At 66.8% G+C, this 20,890-nt stretch carries 20 protein-coding genes and 1 rRNA gene; 3 read left to right on the top strand and 18 right to left on the bottom strand.

Annotated elements, in window-relative coordinates:
• Positions 1–4 precede the first annotated feature (4 nt).
• The 4 genes from ACYVGY_RS11690 to bioD form a co-directional block, all read right to left on the bottom strand.
• Positions 5–628, bottom strand: coding sequence for a TetR/AcrR family transcriptional regulator (locus ACYVGY_RS11690; protein WP_460457669.1), 624 nt, complete (start codon positions 626–628; stop codon positions 5–7).
• On the bottom strand, positions 625–3,738 hold the full coding sequence (locus ACYVGY_RS11685; protein ID WP_460457668.1) for an efflux RND transporter permease subunit: 3,114 nt from the start codon (positions 3,736–3,738) through the stop codon (positions 625–627). The genes ACYVGY_RS11690 and ACYVGY_RS11685 overlap by 4 nt, the downstream gene beginning before the upstream one ends.
• 18 nt (positions 3,739–3,756) lie before the next feature.
• Positions 3,757–4,929, bottom strand: a complete 1,173-nt coding sequence (locus ACYVGY_RS11680) for an efflux RND transporter periplasmic adaptor subunit (protein WP_460457667.1) — start codon at positions 4,927–4,929, stop codon at positions 3,757–3,759.
• 157 nt (positions 4,930–5,086) lie between these two features.
• Positions 5,087–5,752: a dethiobiotin synthase gene (gene bioD, locus ACYVGY_RS11675; protein ID WP_460457745.1), complete on the bottom strand. Its 666-nt coding sequence runs from the start codon at positions 5,750–5,752 to the stop codon at positions 5,087–5,089.
• A 98-nt stretch (positions 5,753–5,850) separates the two neighbouring features.
• Here bioD and ACYVGY_RS11670 point away from each other — a divergent pair, with 98 nt between their 5' ends.
• Both ACYVGY_RS11670 and ACYVGY_RS11665 read left to right on the top strand, forming a co-directional pair.
• On the top strand, positions 5,851–6,339 hold the full coding sequence (locus ACYVGY_RS11670; RefSeq protein WP_460457666.1) for a GAF domain-containing protein: 489 nt from the start codon (positions 5,851–5,853) through the stop codon (positions 6,337–6,339).
• Between the two features lie 23 nt (positions 6,340–6,362).
• Positions 6,363–6,749 (top strand): TfoX/Sxy family protein, encoded by a 387-nt coding sequence (locus ACYVGY_RS11665; RefSeq protein WP_460457665.1) that lies wholly within the window; start codon positions 6,363–6,365, stop codon positions 6,747–6,749.
• 1 nt (position 6,750) lies between these two features.
• Here the strand turns inward: ACYVGY_RS11665 and dinG are convergent, their stop codons facing one another.
• The 4 genes from dinG to glmU all read right to left on the bottom strand — a co-directional run bounded on the left by dinG (position 6,751) and on the right by glmU (position 12,917).
• Complete coding sequence (gene dinG, locus ACYVGY_RS11660) at positions 6,751–8,862, bottom strand: ATP-dependent DNA helicase DinG (protein ID WP_460457664.1); 2,112 nt, start codon at positions 8,860–8,862, stop codon at positions 6,751–6,753.
• A 16-nt stretch (positions 8,863–8,878) separates the two neighbouring features.
• Entirely contained in the window at positions 8,879–9,457 is a 579-nt protein-coding gene (locus ACYVGY_RS11655; RefSeq protein ID WP_460457663.1) for an LOG family protein, read from the bottom strand.
• Between the two features lie 3 nt (positions 9,458–9,460).
• Positions 9,461–11,284 (bottom strand): glutamine--fructose-6-phosphate transaminase (isomerizing), encoded by a 1,824-nt coding sequence (glmS, locus tag ACYVGY_RS11650; protein WP_460457662.1) that lies wholly within the window; start codon positions 11,282–11,284, stop codon positions 9,461–9,463.
• Between the two features lie 265 nt (positions 11,285–11,549).
• The gene (gene glmU, locus ACYVGY_RS11645; protein ID WP_460457661.1) at positions 11,550–12,917 is read right to left on the bottom strand and encodes a bifunctional UDP-N-acetylglucosamine diphosphorylase/glucosamine-1-phosphate N-acetyltransferase GlmU; all 1,368 of its coding nucleotides are present in this window, start codon (positions 12,915–12,917) and stop codon (positions 11,550–11,552) included.
• Between the two features lie 57 nt (positions 12,918–12,974).
• Between glmU and ACYVGY_RS11640 the strand changes: the two genes are divergently transcribed.
• Entirely contained in the window at positions 12,975–13,373 is a 399-nt protein-coding gene (locus ACYVGY_RS11640; protein ID WP_460457660.1) for a GtrA family protein, read from the top strand.
• A gap of 60 nt (positions 13,374–13,433) precedes the next feature.
• Here the strand turns inward: ACYVGY_RS11640 and ACYVGY_RS11635 are convergent, their stop codons facing one another.
• The 10 genes from ACYVGY_RS11635 to rrf all read right to left on the bottom strand — a co-directional run.
• Complete coding sequence (locus tag ACYVGY_RS11635; RefSeq protein WP_460457659.1) at positions 13,434–13,859, bottom strand: F0F1 ATP synthase subunit epsilon; 426 nt, start codon at positions 13,857–13,859, stop codon at positions 13,434–13,436.
• A gap of 25 nt (positions 13,860–13,884) precedes the next feature.
• Positions 13,885–15,294 (bottom strand): F0F1 ATP synthase subunit beta, encoded by a 1,410-nt coding sequence (gene atpD, locus ACYVGY_RS11630; protein WP_460457658.1) that lies wholly within the window; start codon positions 15,292–15,294, stop codon positions 13,885–13,887.
• A gap of 47 nt (positions 15,295–15,341) precedes the next feature.
• The gene (atpG, locus tag ACYVGY_RS11625; RefSeq protein ID WP_460457657.1) at positions 15,342–16,205 is read right to left on the bottom strand and encodes a F0F1 ATP synthase subunit gamma; all 864 of its coding nucleotides are present in this window, start codon (positions 16,203–16,205) and stop codon (positions 15,342–15,344) included.
• Between the two features lie 71 nt (positions 16,206–16,276).
• Positions 16,277–17,821, bottom strand: coding sequence for a F0F1 ATP synthase subunit alpha (gene atpA, locus ACYVGY_RS11620; RefSeq protein WP_460457656.1), 1,545 nt, complete (start codon positions 17,819–17,821; stop codon positions 16,277–16,279).
• 57 nt (positions 17,822–17,878) lie between these two features.
• Positions 17,879–18,409, bottom strand: coding sequence for a F0F1 ATP synthase subunit delta (locus ACYVGY_RS11615; protein WP_460457655.1), 531 nt, complete (start codon positions 18,407–18,409; stop codon positions 17,879–17,881).
• Between the two features lie 13 nt (positions 18,410–18,422).
• On the bottom strand, positions 18,423–18,893 hold the full coding sequence (locus ACYVGY_RS11610) for a F0F1 ATP synthase subunit B (protein WP_460457654.1): 471 nt from the start codon (positions 18,891–18,893) through the stop codon (positions 18,423–18,425).
• A 94-nt stretch (positions 18,894–18,987) separates the two neighbouring features.
• Positions 18,988–19,272, bottom strand: coding sequence for a F0F1 ATP synthase subunit C (gene atpE, locus ACYVGY_RS11605; protein WP_460457653.1), 285 nt, complete (start codon positions 19,270–19,272; stop codon positions 18,988–18,990).
• A 58-nt stretch (positions 19,273–19,330) separates the two neighbouring features.
• Positions 19,331–20,128 (bottom strand): F0F1 ATP synthase subunit A, encoded by a 798-nt coding sequence (gene atpB, locus ACYVGY_RS11600; protein WP_460457652.1) that lies wholly within the window; start codon positions 20,126–20,128, stop codon positions 19,331–19,333.
• 20 nt (positions 20,129–20,148) lie between these two features.
• Positions 20,149–20,490, bottom strand: coding sequence for a hypothetical protein (locus ACYVGY_RS11595; RefSeq protein WP_460457651.1), 342 nt, complete (start codon positions 20,488–20,490; stop codon positions 20,149–20,151).
• Positions 20,491–20,810: 320 nt separating this feature from the next.
• Positions 20,811–20,890: ribosomal RNA gene (gene rrf, locus ACYVGY_RS11590) — 5S ribosomal RNA — on the bottom strand; the annotation flags it as partial.

The raw sequence follows: 20,890 nt of genomic DNA, 5'->3' as shown, positions 1-20,890 counted from the left end.
AGCACTACAGGCAGAGCACCGAAACAGCTTCCTGCATACTTTGCCGAAGCACGTCGCGGTCTTGCGCCGGATCACGCACGTAGCAAAGAATCAGGCCGTCCACGAGGCAGCGCATCACTACCGTGCGGCGACGGACCGTCGCCATATCAAGCGGCGTCCCCGCGGCTTCGGCACTACGTCGCACCAGCGCCTCGAAGTCGATCCATAGCTGCGGTTCCTGGGCCGTGACCACGGCGGCAATATCGGCATCCCGGGTGGCTTCGGCGGAGACTTCCAGGAACAACGCGGCGTCGAAGCTGCCGTCGCAGGCGGCGCCGGGACCGCCCTCGCGCCAGGCGTCAATCTTCTCAAGCAGCCTGTCTACCAGCTCTGAACAGGTGGCGATGCCATCGAGCGCCTCGCGGCGCTCCTCGCGCTGCTCGTCGGTGATGGCGTGGATGATCGCCGCCTTGTTGGTGAAGTAGCGATAGATCAGGCCTTGGCTGATGCCGGCCGACTCGGCAATCGCCGAAATGCTGGCGCCGTGGAAGCCGCGCTCGGAAAAGCACTTGCGTGCCGCACCCAGGATGCGGGCACGCTGGGCCTCGGCGCGCGCGCTCACCTTGGCTGACGACGGCTCGACGCTCATGCCGGCTTCGCCTTGCGCTGGGTGAGCCTGCGCACGGCCACGAAGAACAGGGGAATGAAGAAGATTCCCAGGAAGGTGCCGGCCAGCATGCCGCCGACCACGCCGGTGCCGATCGCGCGCTGGGCGCCGGAGCCGGCGCCGGTGGCCAGGGCCAGCGGCAGTACGCCGAAGCCAAAGGCGATCGAGGTCATCAGGATCGGCCGCAGGCGATCGCGCACCGCAGCCAGGGTCGCCTCCACCAGCTCCATGCCGCTTTCGACGTTGGCCTTGGCGAACTCGATGATCAGCACCGCGTTCTTGCTCGACAGCCCCACCGTGGTCAGCATGCCGACCTGGAAGTAGACGTCGCGCTCAAGCCCGCGCATCGCCGTGAACAGCACCGTGCCCAGGATGCCCAGCGGCACCACCAGCAGCACCGAGGTCGGAATCGACCAACTCTCGTAGAGCGCCGCCAGGCAAAGGAATACGATCAGCAGCGACAGCGCGTACAGCATCGGCGTCTGCGCATTGGCCGAACGCTCCTGGTAGCTCTGGCCGCTCCATTCAAGCCCGAAGCCCTCGGGCAAGTCGGCGGCCAGGCGCTCCATTTCCGCCATCGCGTCGCCCGAGCTCACGCCGGGCGCCGGCGTGCCGGTGATGTTGACCGCCGACGCGCCGTTGTAGCGCTCCAGGCGCGGCGAACCATATTCCCAATGGGTGGTGGCGAAGGCCGAGAACGGCACCATTTCGCCAGCGTCGTTGCGCACGAACCAGAGGTTGAAGTCCTCGGGCACCATGCGGAAGGGTGCATCGGACTGCACGTAGACGCGCTTGACCCGGCCGCGGTCGATGAAGTCGTCGATGTACTGACCGCCCCAGGCCACCGACAGCGTCGAGTTGATGCTGGCGATCGGTACGCCCAGCGCCGCGGCTTTCTGGTTGTCGATGTCCAGGCGGAATTGGGGCGTGTCCTCCTGGCCATTCGGACGCACGTTCGCCAGCAGCGGACTCTGGCTGGCGGCGCCCAGCAGCTGGTTGCGCACGGCCACCAGGGCCTCGTGGCCCTGGCCGGTGTTGTCCTTGAGGTAAAGATTGAAGCCGCCGGACGTCCCCAACTCGGTCACCGGCGGCGGCGCCAGCGCGAACACCATGGCGTCGCGGATCTGGCTGAAGGCGCCCATGGCGCGGCCGACGATGGCGTCCACGCTGGCCTCGTCCGAGCTGCGCTCGTCCCAGTCCTTGAGCTTGACGAACACCATGCCGTTGTTCTGGCCACTGCCGGCAAAGCTGAAGCCCTGCACCGAGAACGTGGAGACCACGTGTTCCTGTTCGCTCTCAAGGTAGTGGCGCTCAACCTGCTCCATCACCCGCTGGGTGCGCTCCTGGGTCGCACCCACCGGCGTCTGCACGATGGTGAACAGTACGCCCTGGTCTTCGTCGGGCAGGAAGGAAGACGGCACTTTCGCATAGACGAACAGCATCACCAGCGCCAGCAGGCCGTACAGCGCCAGGAAGCGGCCGCTGCGACGGATCATGCTGCCAACGATGCCTTGGTAGCGCAGGTTGCCGGCGTCGAATTTCTTGTTGAACCAGCCGAAGAAGCCCTTCTGACCGTGGTGCTCGCCCTTCTTGAGCGGCTTGAGCATGGTGGCGCACAGCGCCGGCGTCAGGACGATGGCCACCAGCACCGACAAGCCCATGGCCGCCACGATGGTGGCGGTGAACTGGCGGTAGATCACGCCGGTGGAGCCGGTCAGGAAGGCCATCGGAATGAACACCGCGGCCAGGACCATGCCGATGCCGACCAGGGCGCCGGTGATCTGGTCCATTGATTTGCGGGTGGCTTCGAGTGGCGACAGCCCCTCCTCGCTCATCAGGCGCTCGACGTTTTCCACCACCACGATGGCGTCGTCCACCAGCAGGCCGATGGCCAGCACCATGGCGAACATGGTCAGCATGTTGATCGAGAATCCGAACGCCAGCAGGATCGCCAGCGTACCCAGCAGCACCACCGGCACGGCGATGGTCGGGATGAGCGTGGCGCGGAAGTTCTGCAGGAACAGGAAGATCACCAGGAAGACCAGGATCACGGCCTCGATCAGGGTCTTGACCACTTCATTGATCGACACGCGCACGAAAGGCGTGGTGTCGAACGGGATCACCACCTCGAGCCCCGGCGGGAACGATGGCTTCATTTCCTCCATCAGCGCCGCCATGCCGTCGGCCGTGGACAGGGCGTTGGCATTGGTCGCCAGCGAAACGGCCACGCCCGAGGCGGGCTTGCCGTTGTAGCGGCTGATTACCGAGTAGTTGTCGGAGCCCAGCTCGACGCGTGCCACGTCACCCAGACGCAGCACGGCGCCGTCGGTACTGCTGCGCAGGATGATGTCGCGGAATTGTTCCGGCGTCTGCAGGCGGTCCTGGGCAGTGATGGTGGCGTTGATCTGCTGGCCATCGATGGCCGGCGTACCGCCGAGCTGGCCCACGGCCACCTGCGCGTTCTGGGCGCGGATCGCGGCGATCACGTCGTCCGGCGCCATCTTGTAGGTATTGAGCTTGCCCGGGTCGAGCCAGATGCGCATGGCGTACTTGCCGCCGAACACCTGCACGCTGCCCACGCCCGGCACGCGGCTGAGCGGATCAACGATATTGGCCGCGACGTAGTCGGAAATATCGCCGCGGTCCATGCTGTCGTCGGTGGACACGAAACCCAGCACCTGCAGGAAGCCGGAGCTGGCCTTGGTGACGCCGATGCCCTGCTGCTGGACGATCTGCGGAAGCAGCGCCGTGGCGCCCTGGAGCTTGTTCTGGACCTGCACCTGGGCGATGTCGGGGTCGGTGCCCGTCTCGAAGGTGAGCGTGACGCTGACGCTGCCGTTCGAGTCGCTGGTGGCCGACAGGTATTCCAGGCCGTCCAGGCCCGTCATGGCCTGCTCGATGATCTGCGTCACCGAGTTTTCGACCGCCTGCGCCGAGGCGCCGGGGTAGCTGGCGCTGATCGTCACCGAGGGCGGCGCGATGGTCGGATAGCGTGAAATCGGCAGCTGGGTCAGGGCCAGTACGCCGGCCAGCATGATGATGATCGCAATCACCCACGCAAAGATCGGGCGATCAATAAAGAACCTTGCCATGGTGTTCGCCTCGTCTTCTTAGGGCGTCGCGGCGGGGGCCGGCGCGTCGGTCTGGGGAGTGGGCGTGGCCCCGGCTTCAACCGCGGTGGCCTTGGCACCGGGCTGCACTTTCTGCAGGCCTTCGACGATCACGCGGTCGCCGGCCGACAGTCCGCCGTCCACCAGCCACTGGTCACCCAGGGTGCGGTTGGCCTGGACGCTGCGCTGCTCGACCACGCCCTCGGGCGTGAGCACCATCGCCACTGCATCGCCCTTGGGGTCGCGGGTGATGCCTTGCTGCGGCACCAGCACGCCGTCCGGACGCTGGCCCATGTCCACCGCGGCGCGCACGTACATGCCCGGCAGCAGCAGGTTATCGGGATTGGGCACCACGACACGCAGCGCATAGCTGCCGGTGGTCGGATCCACGGTGACGTCGGTAAATGCCAGGCGGCCGTCGTGGGCGTAGGCGCTGCCGTCCTCGAGCAAGATGCGCACCGGCACGCCATCGGCCTGCTCGAGCTTGCCTTCGGCGATTTCTCGGCGCAGCTGCAGCAGCTCGCTGCTCGACTGGGTCAGGTCGACGTAGATCGGATCGAGCTGGTGGATGGTGGCGAGGGCCTGGACCTGGTTGGCGGTAACCAGTGCGCCGGCGGTGACCGAGGACTTGCCGATGCGGCCGCTTATCGGCGCATCAATGCGGGCATAGCCCAGGGTCACGTCGCTGGCGCGCAGGTCGGCGCGTGCAGCCGCGACGTCGGCCTTGGCCTGGGCCCATGCGGCCTGGGCGCGCTCGTTGTCCTGGGTGCTGACCAGCTGCGAGCCGGCCAGCTCTGCGGAGCGCTTGGCGGCCAGACGCGCCGACAGCTCGGCGGCGTTGGCGCGAGCCAGACTGGCATTGGCGCTGTCGCGACTGGCGCGATATGCCGCGTCATCAATGGCGTAAAGCGGCTCGCCGGCCTTCACCAGGCTGCCCTCATCGAACAGGCGGCGCTCGACGATGCCCGTGACCTGGGGCCGGACTTCAGCCACGAGGAAGGGCGTGGTGCGGCCCGCCAGCTCGCGGGTCAGGCTGACCGGCTCGGACTTGAGCGTAACCACGGCCACTTCGGGGACCGGCATCGGCGGCGGCGCGGACTCAGTGCTGCAGGCGGACACGGCCAGCGCGAGAGTGAGCGCAAGGAACAGCGGGGCAGGGGTGCGGGATGACATGGAAGCCTCGGAAGGGGAATGGCAGCGCCACGGGCCTCGGGAGACCCGGACCCACGGCGCAATAAAATGAACGGTCATTCTATTTTCTATTGCTGCACTGTCAAGTGCAGTAACCCCGGATCGCGGCAAACGCAGCGTTCTGCCGGCAGTGCCGGACTCAGCCGAGAGCCAGGCTGGCCGCCCGTTCCAGCGGCGCGGCGCCAGGGGCGTGGGGCAGCACACCCAGGCAGGGCGCGGGCAAGGCCGCGCGGACGAGGTCGAGGTAGGCGTCGGGGAAGCCGGGTTCGACCACGCTCCCGATCCAGCCCTGCAGCCGACAGCCATCGGCCAGGATGGCCCGGACGCTCAGGCGCGCGTGGTTCAGGCAACCCAGCTTCAGGCCGACCACGAGGATTACCGGCAGATCCAGGGCTTTCACCAGGTCGGACTGGTCGAGACCGTCGGCCAAGGGCGCCAGCCACCCGCCCACGCCTTCGACCACGACATGGTCGGCCAGGGCGTCCAGCGCACGATAAGCGTCCACGATCGGGGCCAGACTGACGGACACGCCCGCCGCGCGCGCCGCCAGCTGCGGCGCGGTCGGATCGCGCAGGGCGAAGGGATTGACCAGCGCATAGTCGGGCTGCGGATCGCTGGCCTGCTGCAGCGCCAGCGCGTCGGCGTTGCGCCAGCCGCCAGGCGTCGACACGCAGCCGCTGGCTACCGGTTTCATGCCGATTACGCGCGCGCCGCCGCGCCGAAGCGCATGCACCAGCGCCGTGCTGGCCACGGTCTTGCCGGCATCGGTGTCGGTTCCGGTGATGAAAACGCCGCGCGACGACAACACGTCATTGATAGCCATGCTGAGACTTTATCAGCCACGGCCAGGGCGGGAGGAGCCGGGAGCCGCTGCTACACTGGCTTTCTTTGCGCGAGGCAACGATGTTCCAGACCGGCACTTTGGAGGGCAGCAAGCCCGAGCAGTACGCGCAATTGCTCGACCAGGCGCGCGGGCTGATGCACGGCGAGCGCGACCGCACCGCCAACGCCGCCAACCTGTCGGCCCTGGTCTTCCATGCCCTGCCCGACCTGAACTGGGCCGGGTTTTACTTCTTCGACGGCACCGAGCTGGTGGTCGGTCCTTTCCAGGGTCATCCGGCCTGCGTGCGCATCGCGCTCGGCCGCGGTGTTTGTGGCACGGCAGCGGCCACCCGCCAGACCCAGCGCATTGCCGACGTCGATGCCTTCCCGGGGCATATCCCCTGCGATTCGGCCTCGCGCTCGGAGCTGGTGGTGCCGCTGTTCCAGGGCGAGCAGTTGATCGGCGTGTTCGACCTCGACAGCCCGCGCCTGGACCGCTTCGACGAAGACGACCAGCGTGGCCTTGAAGCCATCGCACAAGCATTCATCGCGTCGCTGCCGCCGGCCTGAGCCGGCACGCAAGGAGATAGGGAATGAACTCGGCCACCAAACTTCGCAATATCGGTCCCAAGTCAGCGGCCTGGCTCAAGCAAACGGGCATCCGCACGCATGAAGACCTGATTGCCGTAGGTGCCCTGGCCGCGTTCGTCCGGGTCAAGCGCGCGGGCTTCAAGCCCAGCCTGAATCTGCTCTATGCGCTCGAGGGCGCGATCCTGGACTGCCATTGGCAGGAAATCCCGGATGAGCGCCGCAGCGAACTGGTGCTGGCGGCGGGCGACGAAGTCGCCAAGCTGCCGCTGCCGAAGTACAAACGCATGCCCGCTGCGGGACCGGTGACCACGGTCCACCATGCCGACAGCGACGACGGCGACGACGGCGACGACGCGACGCCGGACTCCGACGCCAGCGAACACGCCTGACTCAGGCGATCAGACGCCGGTACGGCGGCAGGCTGTCGAGCAAGGCCCGACCGTAGCGCTTCACCACGACCCGTCGGTCGAGCAGCACGATCCGACCCCGGTCGTGCTCGGTTCGGATCAGTCGCCCCATGTATTGAGTCAGCGTGCGCTGAGCCTCGGGCAGGGCCACTTCGAAGAAAGCTGAGCGCCCGCGCGATTCATACCACTCAGCCTTGGTGGCACCCACCGGGTCGGAAGGCATCGCGAACGGCAGCTTGGCGATCACCACGGTGGTGGCCAGGTCACCGGCCAGGTCCAGGCCTTCGCCGAACGAGGCCAGGCCGAACAGGGTGCTGCCCTTGCCTTCGCGGATGCTGCGCGCATGCAGGTCCAGCATCTCGGTGCGCGAGCGCGAGCCCTGCACCAGGGTGCGGATCGCGCGCGCCGGCGACAGCAGCGCCACCACGCGCTCCATCTGCTTCCACGAGGTAAACAGCACCAGGTTGCCGGCGTCCCAGTCGAGCTCATCTTCGATCCAGCGCGCCACTTCATCGGTGTGGCTGGCCGCATCGTCGGGTAGGGTTTTCATCGCCGGAACCGACAGCACCGCGCTTTCGGCGAGGTTGAAGGGACTGGGCAAGCTGGCCAGCTCCCATTCGGCGGGGATGGCCGCTTCTTCGCAGAAATGGCGGAAGTCGCCGCCGGCGGCAAGCGTGGCGGACGTAACAATGACCGCGTCCACGCGCTCCCACACCAGCTGCCGCAGGATGCCGGCCGCCGATACCGGCGCGGCGTGGCACAGCAGGCTGCGGTCCTTGGCCACGGTGAGCCAGCGCGCCATCGGCGCCCTGCCCGCCGCGTCCTCGCGCGCCCAGCGCTGCCACAGCGCCGCCGCGTCCTGCAGGCGCTCGACCAGGCGACCGAGATTCCGCATCAGCTGGTCGTCGGGCTCGGCCTTGCCACCGTCTTCCTTGGGCAGCGCCGACACCAGGGCGTCGGCGAAGCGGCTCAGCCGCGAGAACAGACGATCAAGCTCGCGCGCGTCGGCGAGCCAGTCTTCGGGCAGCCAACCCATGGGCGCGCGCCAGCTGGGCTGCGCTTCGCTGGCATCGGGCGTCCAGGCCAGGGCCAGCTTGTCCTGGAAATCGCGCAGGGCGTCGCGCGCCCGGGTTACCAGCTCCTGCACCTCGAGCGGCGCCAGGCCGCTGATGCTGTCCTTGCCGCTGCGCACGAACGCGGCCGACAGCGGACCGCGTCCGCGCTCGAGCGCCTCCAGGCAGGTCGGCAGGTGCAGCTGCGCCGCATCGGCATCAATCGCCTTGGCGGGCAGGTGGTGGCCTTCGTCGAATACGAACAGCGCCTTCGACGGCATCGGAAGGATCGGGTTGTCGCCCTCTTCGCCGTCGGGCAGGGCCAGCGCGGCCAGCACCAGGTCGTGGTTGGCGACCACGATATCGGCGGCTTTCACCCCGGCCCGTGCCTTGAGATAAGGACAGGCGTCGACGAAGCCGCAGCGGGCCCGGGTGCAGGCGCCGGCCGACGTGGTGATGCGGCCACGCAGCCCGTCGGGCAGCGGAACCGGCGCGAGGTCGAGGTCCCCCTGCCACTCGCCGCTGTTGAAGACTTGCGACAAGGTGTCGATCACCTTGGCTTCGTCGGCGCTGGGCGAGCGGGTGTAGGCCGGATCGAAATCGAACAGCGATTCACCGGTGTCGCCGCCCGCCGCTTCAGCCAGGTTGCGCAGGCAGGCGTAGCGCTGGCGACCCTTGGCGATCGCGACCGTGGCGACCAGGCCGGTATCGGCGAGGAAGCGCGGGATATCGCGCTGCACCAGCTGTTCCTGCAGGCTCACGGTGGCGGTGGCGATCACCAGCGGCCGTTTATGCGCCAGCGCGATCGGCACCGCGGCGGTGAGATAGGCCAGGCTTTTTCCGACGCCGGTGGGGGCTTCGATCACCGCGCCGCCGCCCGAGGCGCCGAGGGCGCGGGCAGCAATCGCGATCATGGCGTTCTGGGCGCCGCGGCTCTTGAAGCCCGGCGATTGGCGCAGGCCCTCGAGCGCGGCGCGGATCGCGGTCTTCTCGTTTTCGCCCAGCGCGCGCGGCGGCTCCGGGACCTTGCCTGGTTTTTTCATCGGGCGCCGCGCCGACTCAGCGGACAACGGCATATTCGCGCGCGTCTTCGCGCCAGCGGGGCGTGGCGGCAATGGTCGGCATTACCTGCTCGACGCCGTCAACCAGCGACCACATGGCGTGGTGTTCGGGATTCATGAACTTCTGTTCGATCACCTGCTGCATGAAGGCCTGCAGCGGCGCATAAAAACCATTGGTGTTGAGCAGCAGGATCGGACTGAAGTAGATACCCAGGCGCTTGAGCGTGATCGCCTCGAACAGCTCCTCGAGCGTGCCACAGCCGCCGGGCAGCGCTACCACGGCATCGGAACCAGTAAGCAGCTTGTGCTTGCGCTCGCGCATGTCCTCGACCAGCTCGAGATGGGTCAGGCCCGGATGGCCCCACTCCAGGTCGGCCATGAATTTAGGCAGGATGCCGACCACCTCGCCGCCCTTGGACAGGGCGCCGTCGGCCAGCGAGCCCATCAACCCCTGGGAGCCGCCGCCGTAAACGACGCTGCAGCCGCCCGCAGCGAGGGTTTCGCCAAGCTGGCGCGCAGCGGCGTGGTATTCGGGCGCCACCTGGGCGCTGGAAGCGGCATAGACACAGACGCGCATGGCTTACTCCACCGTCACTGATTTCGCGAGATTACGCGGCTGGTCCACGTCGGTACCCTTGAGCAGGGCGACGTAGTAGCTCAGCAGCTGCAGCGGAAGCGTGGACACCACCGGCGCCGCGATCTCGCCGCAGGCCGGCAGGATCACCACGTGCGCGGCGTCCAGGCCGTGGGCCACGGTTTCGTCCACGAAGGCATAGAGCTCGCCGCCGCGCGCGCGCACTTCTTCGAGGTTGGACTTGAGCTTGTCGATCAGACGGTCGTTGGGCGCGACCGCGATCACCGGCATGTCTTCGTCCACCAGCGCCAGCGGGCCGTGCTTGAGTTCGCCGGCGGCATAGGCCTCGGCGTGGATATAGCTGATCTCCTTGAGCTTGAGCGCACCTTCCATGGCCACCGGCCAGTGCGTGCCGCGGCCCAGGAACAGCGCGTGGTGCTTGTCGGCGAAGCGCTCGGCCAGGACCTTGATCTCTTCGTCGAGCTTGAGCGTCTCGACGATCAGGCCCGGCAGCTGCTCGAGCTGGCTCACGCCGTCGGCATAGCGGGCATCGTCCAGGCCCTTGCTGCGCGCCAGCGCCAGCGCAAACAGCGCCAGCGCCACCAGCTGGGTGGTGAAAGCCTTGGTCGAAGCCACGCCGATCTCGGGGCCGGCGCGGGTCATCAGCACCAGCGCCGATTCGCGCACGATCGACGACTCCGGCACGTTGCAGACTGCGAGCTGGGTCAGGTAGGGCATCTGCTTGGCCAGCTTCAGCGCGGCCAGGGTGTCGGCGGTTTCGCCCGACTGGGAAATGGTGAGGAAGAGCGTGCCTTCGCGCACCACCGGGTCGCGGTAGCGGTACTCGCTCGCAATCTCCGTGCTGCAGGGAATGCCGGCCAGCTGCTCGATCCAGTAACGCGCAACCAGGCCGGCGTGGTAGCTGGTACCGCAGGCGATGATGTGCACGGCCTGGGTTTGCGCCAGCAGCTGTTCGGCGTCGACGCCGAAGATCTGGGTCAGCACCTTGCCGCCGGCGATGCGGCCTTCCAGGGTGTCGGCCACGGCCTGGGCCTGCTCGTGGATTTCCTTGAGCATGTAGTGGGCGTAGTCGCCGCGCTGCACGGCGTCGGCATTGAACTGCGACTCCTTCACTTCGCGCTGCACCTTGGTGCCGTCGACCGTGTAGACCTGAACGCCGGCCGGCGTCAGCTCGGCCACGTCGCCTTCCTCGAGGTAGAGGAAGCGGCGGGTCAGCGGCAGCAGCGCGTGCACGTCGGAGCCGAAGTACTGTTCGTTCTCACCCAGGCCCACCACCAGCGGCGAGCCCAGGCGGGCGCCGACCAGGGTGCCCGGCTCGCGCGCCGACACCACCACGATGGCATAGGCGCCGTGCAAGCGCGGCACGATGTCCTGCACCGCCTGCAGCAGCGTGCGGCCGGCGCGCTGGGCGCGCTCGACCAGGTGGGCGATGACCTCGGTATCGGTCTGCGAATTGAACTCGTAGCCCTCGGCCTGCAGCTCGGCGCGCAGCGCGGCGTGGTTCTCGATGATGCCGTTGTGGACCACGCTCACCTGGCCCGAAACGTGCGGATGGGCGTTGCCCTCGCTCGGCACGCCGTGGGTGGCCCAGCGGGTGTGGGCGATGCCGCAGTGGCCGTCGAGGCCGGTCTCGAGCTGCAGCGCGGCGAGGTCGCGGACCTTGCCCTTGGCGCGCAGGCGGACGATGCCGTCGGGGCCCAGCAGGGCGACGCCCGCCGAGTCGTAACCGCGGTACTCAAGCGCCGCCAGACCGTCGATGAGGTGCGTGACGATATTCCGCTGGGCGCTGATGCCGACGATTCCGCACATGAAGAAGTTTCCGATGACGAGCGAGACCGCCAGTTTACGGGATGCCGTGGCCGGCTCTCCCTAACGGTCAGCGGATGTCCGAAGATTCTTGCGGCCGACGCGGCGCGGACCTCCGTCGCCGGAAAGACTGGTTTTTCAATCAAGCACTTGAAATGCTTCGTATCCGCCAGCACTCCCGCCGCCAACACCCCCTGTAGGAGGGCCTTCAGGCCCGAAGCTCTTGGCGAAGAGCTTCGGGCCTGAAGGCCCTCCTACAGGTTCGCGGCTATTTCTTGGTCGGGCGCTGCCAGCCGTCGACGGTGGCCTGACGACCGCGGCCCACGGTGAGCTTGTCGGCCGGCGCGGGCTTGGTGATGACCGAGCCGGCGCCGATGGTGGCCTGCGCGCCGATCTCGACCGGCGCCACCAGCGACGAATTCGAGCCGATGAAGGCGCCATCGCCGATGGTGGTGGTGAACTTGTTCACGCCGTCGTAGTTGCAGGTGATGGTGCCGGCGCCGATGTTTACGGCCGCGCCGATTTCGGCGTCGCCCAGATAGCTCAGATGGTTGGCCTTGCTGCCTTTGCCCAGGCGCGTTTTCTTGGTCTCGACGAAGTTGCCGATGTGCACCTCGTCGGCCAGCTCGGTGCCGGGACGTAGCCGCGCGAACGGCCCCAGGGTGCAACCAGCGCCGGTGACCACGCCCTCGAGGTCGCTGTGCGCCCGCACCACGGTGCCGGCGCCCAGCACCACGTCGCGCAGGCGGCAGAAGGGGCCGATGCGGACCTCGTCACCGAGCACCACGCGGCCCTCGAGAATCACGTCCACGTCGATCTCGACGTCGCGGCCGGCCGCCACGGTGCCGCGCTGGTCGTAGCGGGCCGGGTCGGCCAGGCGCACACCGGCCTGCATCAGGGTCTCGGCGGCGCGCCGCTGCCAGGCGCGTTCAAGTCGCGCCAGCTGGATCGGATCGTTCGCGCCCTCGGCTTCGCCCGGAAAGCCGCAGCCAATCTGCGCCGCGGGCCGGCCGTCGGCGCGGGCCATGGCGAAGATGTCGGTGAGGTAGTACTCGCCCTGCGCATTGTCGTTGCCCAGCCGGCCGAGCCAGCGCCGAAGCTCGGCCGCCGGTGCCGCAACCACGCCGGTGTTGACCAGGCGCACGGCACGCTGGCGTTCGTCGGCATCCTTGTGTTCAACGATGGCCTGCACGTCACCGTTGCCGTCGAGCACCACGCGGCCGTAGCCGCTCGGGTCGGCGAGGGTTTCGGTCAGCACGGCGGCGCGCTCGGCCGCCGCCGCCAGCAGGCGCGACAGGGTCGCGACCGTGATCAGCGGGACGTCGGCGTAAAGCACCAGGACCCGGGCCTTGTCGGGCACGCCGGGCATGGCCTGCAGCACCGCGTGGCCGGTTCCCAGCTGCTCGGCCTGCTCGGCCCAGTGCAGGTCGGGCTGGCCGGCGAACGCTGCCTGGACCTGGTCGCCGCCGTGGCCGTAAACCACGTGGATGCCGGCGGCGCCGAGGGCGCGGGCGGCCTCGATCGCGTGGGCCAACATCGGGCGGCCAGCGATCGGCTGCAGCACCTTGGGGGTGCGCGACTTCATGCGCTTGCCTTCGCCGGCGGCGAGGATGATTACGTGCAGGGCTTGGGTCATGGGTTCCTCCAGGGCCCTAGTATCGGCGCGCCGGCGCGGCGCTGCTAGCATGCGCGAATGACCGGCCAGTCCCATCCCATTTCACGGCAAGCGCTGCTTTTCCTCGCGGTGGGAGCGGCGCAGCTCGTGCTCGACAGTGGCGTATTCGTGCTGTTGACGGCGCTTGGCCTGCCCCTGGTCACGGGAAATATTCTCGGCCGCATGTCCGGCGCCTGCCTGGGCTATTGGCTCAACGGTCGCTACACCTTCTCGAAGGGGGGCGAGCCGCAGCTCCAGCGCCGGCACCTGTGGCGGTTCTTGCTGGCCTGGTCGGCCCTGACGGCGCTGAGTACCTTGCTGTTGGCGCAGGTCGAGGCCGTCGCCGGTCTGTCGGGTTCGTGGCTGGCCAAGCCGCTGGTCGAGGCCTTGATGGCCGCGATCGGCTTCGTGCTTTGGCGCCACTGGGTCTATCGCTGAAGCCTGGACAGCAAAACGCCGGCACGAGGCCGGCGCTTGCTTGAACCGCGTGCCGCCGGTTTAGTGCTTGAGGTTCTTGCGCAGGCGCTCGAGCGCCTGCAGCTGGGCCATGGCCTCGGCCAGACGCATCTGAGCCTCGGCGATTTCCATCGCTTCGCCACGGTTGGCCAGAATGCGCTCGGCCTCGGCCTTGGCTTCCTTGGCCTTGGCCTCGTCGAGGTCGGCGGCGCGAATGGCCGTGTCGGTGAGAACCGTCACCACCTGCGGCTGGACCTCGAGGATGCCGCCGGAGACGTAGAACGACTGCTCCTCGCCGTTGGCCAGGATGACGCGGACCTGGCCGGGCTTGAGCCGGGTGATCAGCGGGGCGTGGCGCGGCGCGATGCCGAGTTCGCCCAGCTCGCCGGTGGCCACGACCATCTGCACTTCACCGTGGAAAATCTCGGCTTCGGCGCTGACGATGTCGCAACGGATGGTGGATGCCATGTCGTGATTCCCCGAATGTCGCGGCTTAGGCCGCGTCGCTCATCTTCTTGGCCTTCTCGAAGGCCTCGTCGATGCCGCCGACCATGTAGAACGCCTGCTCCGGCAGCGAATCGCATTCGCCGTCGCAGATCATCTTGAAGCCGCGAATGGTTTCCTTCAGCGTGACGTACTTGCCCGGCGAACCGGTGAAGACTTCGGCCACGTGGAAGGGCTGCGAGAAGAAGCGCTCGATCTTGCGGGCGCGGGACACGGCCTGCTTGTCTTCTTCGGACAGCTCGTCCATGCCCAGGATCGCGATGATGTCCTTGAGCTCCTTGTACTTCTGCAGCGTCGATTGCACCTTGCGCGCGGTGTCGTAGTGCTCGTTGCCGATCACGTTCGGGTCGAGCTGGCGCGAGGTCGAATCGAGCGGATCCACGGCCGGGTAGATGCCGAGCGAGGCGATGTTTCGCGACAGCACGACGGTGGCGTCGAGATGGGCGAAGGTGGTCGCGGGCGACGGATCGGTCAAGTCATCGGCGGGCACGTAGACGGCCTGGATCGAGGTGATCGAGCCGGTCTTGGTCGAAGTGATGCGCTCCTGCAGGACGCCCATTTCCTCGGCCAGCGTCGGCTGGTAGCCCACGGCCGACGGCATGCGGCCCAGCAGCGCCGACACTTCGGTGCCGGCCAGGGTGTAGCGGTAGATGTTGTCGACGAAGAACAGGATGTCGCGGCCCTTGCCGGTGGCCGGGTCGATGTCGTCGCGGAAGTACTCGGCCATGGTCAGGCCGGTCAGCGCGACGCGCAGGCGGTTGCCCGGCGGCTCGTTCATCTGGCCGTACACCATCGCCACTTTGTCCAGGACGTTGGAGTCCTTCATCTCGTGGTAGAAGTCGTTGCCCTCGCGGGTACGCTCACCCACGCCAGCGAACACCGACAGGCCTTCGTGGGCCTTGGCGATGTTGTTGATCAGTTCCATCATGTTGACGGTCTTGCCGACGCCGGCGCCGCCGAACAGGCCGACCTTGCCGCCCTTGGCGAACGGGCACATCAGGTCGATGACCTTGATGCCGGTTTCCAGCAGCTCGTTACCCGAGGACTGGTCCTCGTAGCTCGGCGCGGCGCGATGGATTTCCCACTTGTCCTTGGTGTTGACCGGACCGGCTTCGTCGATCGGGCGACCCAGCACGTCCATGATGCGACCCAGGGTTTCCTTGCCCACCGGCACGGAGATGGCGGCGCCGGTGTTGCGCGCGACCAGGTTGCGCTTCAGGCCGTCGGTCGAGCCGAGGGCGATGGTGCGCACGATGCCGTCGCCGAGCTGCTGCTGCACCTCGAGGGTGATCTCGGTTCCGTCGACCTTGAGCGCGTGGTACACCCTCGGCACGTCGGCGCGCGGGAACTCGACGTCCACGACCGCGCCGATGATCTGAACAATCTTGCCCTGGCTCATTGCTGTTTCCTCTGGAAAGCGATTCTTTGGTGTGCTGGAGATGCGGGTCAAACCGCCGCGGCGCCGCCGACGATTTCGGAAATTTCCTGGGTGATCGCCGCCTGCCGAGCCTTGTTGTAGATCAGCTGCAGCGTTTCGATCAGCTTGTTGGCGTTATCGGAGGCGGCCTTCATGGCCACCATGCGCGCCGCGTGTTCGGAAGCGAGGTTCTCGAGCACCGCCTGGTAAACCAGCGACTCGACGTAGCGGGTGAGCACCTGGTCCAGCACGGAGGCGGGATCGGGCTCGTACAGGTAGTCCCAGTCGTGCTTGGCGTCGAGCTTGTCGGTCGCCGGCAGCGGCAGCAGCTGGTCTTGCGTGGCGCGCTGCGTCATGGTGTTGACGAAGTCGTTGTAGCAAAGGAAGACCCGGTCCAGGCGGCGGTCGGCATAGCCGTCGAGCATGACCTTGATGACGCCGACCAGCTGGTCCAGCGAAGGCTTTTCGCCCAGGTGCGTGACCGTGCCGACCAGGTTGACCTTCAGGCGGCGGAAGAACACCGAAGCCTTCTGGCCAATGCAGACCAGATCAACCTCGACGCCCTTCTCCTGCCAGCTGCGCATGTCGGCCAAGATCCGGCGGAACATCTGCGAGTTCAGGCCGCCGCACAGGCCGCGGTCGGTCGAAACCACGATGTAGCCGATGCGCTTGATGCTGTCGCGCTTGGCCATGAACGGGTGCACGTACTCGGTGTTCGCCTGCGCGATATGGCCGATGACCTGGCGCATCAGGCGCGCATACGGACGCGAGGCCTTCATGCGGTCCTGCGCCTTGCGGATCTTCGATGCCGAGACCATCTCGAGCGCGCGCGTCACCTTGCGGGTGTTCTGCACGCTCTTGATCTTGGTCTTGATTTCCCTGCCGCCAGCCATGTCTCTTCCTTTTTATGTAGGAGGGCCTTCAGGCCCGAAGCTTTCGCGCCTGAAGGCGCTCCTACAAATTGTTACCAGGTGCCCGTGGACTTGAACTCGCTGATGACCTGCTTGAACTGGGCTTCGATTTCCTTGTCCCAGGCGCCGGTCTCGACGATCTTCTTCTCCAGCTCGCCCTGGGTATTGCTCAGGTGAGCGTGCAGGCCAGCTTCGACCGCCAGGATCTTGTTCAGCGGCACGTCGTCGAGGTGACCTTCGTTCACGGCGTAGATCGACAGCGCCATCTGAGCGATCGACATCGGCGCGTACTGCTTCTGCTTCATCAGCTCGGTGACGCGCTGACCGCGCTCGAGCTGCTTGCGGGTGGCTTCGTCGAGGTCCGAGGCGAACTGGGCGAACGCGGCCAGCTCGCGGTACTGCGCGAGCGAGATACGAATGCCGCCCGAGAGCTTCTTCATGATCGTGGTCTGGGCCGCACCACCGACGCGCGACACCGAGATGCCGGCGTTCACGGCCGGGCGGATGCCGGCGTTGAACAGGTCGGTCTCGAGGAAGATCTGGCCGTCGGTGATCGAGATCACGTTGGTCGGGACGAAGGCGGAGACGTCACCGGCCTGGGTTTCGATGATCGGCAGCGCAGTCAGCGAACCGGTCTTGCCCTTGACGGCACCGTTGGTGAACTTCTCGACGTAGTCGGCCGAAACGCGGGCCGCACGCTCGAGCAGGCGCGAATGGAGATAGAAGACGTCGCCGGGATAGGCTTCGCGACCCGGCGGGCGGCGCAGCAAGAGCGAGATCTGGCGGTAGGCCACGGCCTGCTTGGACAGGTCGTCGTAGACGATCAGCGCGTCTTCGCCGCGGTCCATGAAGTATTCACCCATGGCGCAGCCGGAGTACGGCGCGATGTACTGCATCGCAGCCGACTCGGAAGCCGACGCGGCGACCACCGTGGTGTAGCCCATCGCGCCGTTCTCTTCGAGCCGGCGGACGATGTTGGCGATGGTCGAGTTCTTCTGGCCGATCGCGACGTAGACGCACTTCACGCCCGAAGACTTCTGGTTGATGATCGCGTCGATGGCCAGGGCGGTCTTGCCGGTCTGGCGATCGCCAATGATCAGCTCGCGCTGGCCGCGGCCGATCGGGATCATGCTGTCGACCGACTTGTAGCCGGTCTGGACCGGCTGGGCGACCGACTGGCGCCAGATCACGCCCGGCGCCACGCGCTCGACCGGCGAGGTCAGCGTCGCGTTCAGCGGGCCCTTGCCGTCGATCGGCTCGCCCAGCGCGTTGACCACGCGACCAAGCAGCTCGGGACCGACCGGCACTTCGAGGATGCGGTTCGTGGTCTTGGCCACGTCGCCTTCGCAAAGATGCTCGTAGTCACCCAGCACCACGGCGCCGACCGAGTCGCGCTCGAGGTTGAGCGCCAGCGCGAACGTGTTGTTCGGCAGCTCGACCATTTCGCCCTGCATCACGTCGGCCAGGCCGTGGATGCGCACGATGCCGTCGGAGACGGAAGTCACGGTGCCTTCGTTGCGGGCGTCGGCCGACAGGCCGACCGATTCGATGCGGGCCTTGATCAGTTCACTGATTTCGGACGGGTTGAGCGTCTGCATGGGTATGTCCCTGGGTCGTCCGGCCTGGGCCGGCGCTTGGTTCAAAGGAAAATCGGATCAGTTCGCCAGCGCCGCGCCGAGGCGCGCCAGCTTGGTGCGGATCGAGCCATCAATGACCACGTCGCCGGCGTCAACGACGGCACCACCGATCAGGGCGGGGTCGACGCTGGTCGAAAGCTCGACGTCACGGCCAAAACGACGCTTGAGCGATGCGGTGATACGGGCGACGGCGTCGGCGTCCAGGGCGATCGCTGAGGTCACAGTGGCCTTCACGATGCGCTCGGCGTCGGCGCGCAGTTGCTCGTACACGCCAGCGATCTCCGGCAGCAGCGCCAGACGGCGATTGGCCGCCAGCACGCCGACGAAGCGCTCGAAGCTTGGGTCGGAGTCGCCCTTGGGCATCACCATACGGACCAGGGCCGCGGCATCCATGCGCGGGTGGCCGAACAGGGCCTGCACGTCGGGATGAGCGGTCACCTGGGCGGCAAAGCTCAGCAAGCCCGACCACTTGGGCAGCGCGCCGTGGTCCTGCGCGAGCGAGAACGCGGCGCGGGCGTAGGGGCGTGCGAGAGTGACTGCTTGGCTCATGGCGTCGTCCGACTCAGATGTCAGCGGCGAGTTCGTCCAGCAGCGTCTTGTGGACGTTGCTGTCGATCTCTTTGCGGATCAGGCGTTCGGCACCGGCCACGGCGAGCGCACCGACCTGGCGGCGCAGCTCTTCCTTGGCGCGGGTGGCCGCGGCGTCGATCTCGGCGTCGGCCTGGATGCGAATGCGCTTGGCTTCCGCATGCGCTTCGTCCTTGGCGAGGTCGATGATCTGGGCACGACGGGCCTCCGCCTGGGCGATGACCTCGTTGGCCTTGGCGCGGGCCTCGCGCAGGACTTCGTTGACCTTCTCTTCGGCCTGCGCCAGGTCCTTCTTGCTGCGGTCAGCAGCTGCCAGGCCCTCGGCGATCTTCTGCTGGCGCTCCTCGATGGCAGCGAGCAGCGGCGGCCAGATCTTGGTCGCGATGATCCAGATGAGGCCTGCGAAGGCCAGCGCCTGGGCGATCAGGGTTGCATTGATGTTCATGGCTGCGCTCTGTCCGGTGTCTATCTGGACCCTTGCGGGTCCTGCACGGCAACCCGCGCCGGCGAAATGCCGGGCGCGGGCTTGATCGGGCTGATTAGCCCAGGCGCTCGATGAACGGGCCGATCAGCGGGTTCGCGAACGCAAACATCAGGCCGACGGCGACCGTGATGATGAACGCGGCATCGATCAGGCCGGCGGTGATGAACATGCGCACCTGCAGGACCGGGATCAGCTCCGGCTGGCGGGCGGCGGACTCGAGGAACTTGCCGGCCATGATGGCCAGGCCCAGGCCGGCGCCGAGGGCGGCGAGACCGATCATGATGCCGATGGCCAGGATGGTCGAGGCCTGAACCTGAGCGAGAAGGGCGAGAGCTTCCATGGTGTTTCTCCGAGCGGATTTACGAGTGAAAGGAAAGGTTGAAGGTTTGAAGCGTGACTCAGTGATGCTCTTCCATGAGGCTCAGGTAGACGATCGAGAGCATCATGAAGATGAAGGCCTGCAGCGGGATCACCAGCAGGTGGAACAGCATCCACCCGAGGCCGAAGACGCCCGCCGCGATCGCACCGGCGACGCCGACGCCGCCGAGGACCCAAATCAGCAGGAACACGATCTCGCCGCCGTACATGTTGCCGAACAGCCGCATGGCCAGCGAAACCGGCTTGCTGAAAAGTTCGACGATGTTGAGCAGGATATTGGCCGGGAACATCCACGGACCGAACGGTGCGGTGAAGAATTCATGGATGAAGCCACGCAGGCCCTTGGCCCGCAGGGCGAAGAAGATCATCAGGAAGAACACACTGAACGACATGCCGAGGGTGGCATTGACGTCGGCGGTCGGCACCGGCTTCCAGTAGTCCACGCCGACGGCATGCAGAGGAATAGCGAAGAAGTCGGCGGGGATCATCTTGATGAAGTTCATCATCAGGATCCAGCAGAACAGGGTGATCGCGATCGGCGTCACCAGCTTGCTGCGGCCCGGGTAGGCGTCGCGCGCCTGGGCGTCCACGAACTCGAGCACGATTTCGACGAAGGCCTGCCACTTGCCCGGCACGCCGGAGGTGGCGCGACGGGTCGCCATCCAGAAGCCGAAGACCATCAACAGGCCCATCAGCACCGCCATCACCAGGGTGTCGACGTTGATCTGCCAGAAGCCGCCCTCCCCGATCTGGATGGTCAGGTTCTTGAGGTGGTGCTGGATGTAGCTCGTCGGGGTAAGTTCGGCTTCGCTTGCCATTGCGTCCAACCTGGTTGAATTCATCGTCGCTGCACTGCCATCACCGCGGATGCGGCGAGGGCGACCACCAGCCCCGCCAGCAGCGGCAGCGGCGGGAGCTTCAAAACACCAATCGCCAGCACGCCAAGCGCCAGGACCAGTACCCACTTGGCGAACACGCCGATGACGAGGCGCATCAGTGCGCCAGTCGCCGTCGACACGCCACCTTCGAGCAGTGCACGTCCCAACACGAACGTGCCCAACGCGACCGCCAGCGCCCCGATTGAAGCGGCGGCAGCTGCAGGCAGCCCGTACAGGGCGCCAAGCAGTCCCGCCACGACGGCCCCTGCGAGCAACTGGGCCAGCGCGGTCTTACGCGCCAAGCGATTCGTGGCTGCAGGGGTTCGGGACACGGTGGATCCAAGCAGGCCCAAGGAAACCCCCGGGCGTGGGGCGCAAATTATACGCGGGCGCATGGCCCCGGCTCAAGGGTGAAAAGCATGAATTTGAGTTGTTTCTGATATTTATTTCGAAGCACCGCCCACTGTAGGAGGGCCTTCAGGCCCGAAGCTCTTGGCGAAAAGCTTCGGGCCTGAAGGCCCTCCTACACGAGGCGGCAGCTGGCCAACTTTTTGCGGCGGTGGTTCGGACCAGAAAAAAGAAGAAGGCCGGTCCTTTTGGGACCGGCCTTCTGGGATAAAAACCCTGGCGATGACCTACTCTTGCATGGCTTAGGCCACACTACCATTGGCGCAGCTGCGTTTCACTTCCGAGTTCGGGATG

Source organism: Arenimonas alkanexedens (genome assembly GCF_054781355.1).
The sequence above is the reverse complement of the archived record's forward strand: the minus strand, read 5'-3'. Positions and strand labels throughout refer to the sequence as shown.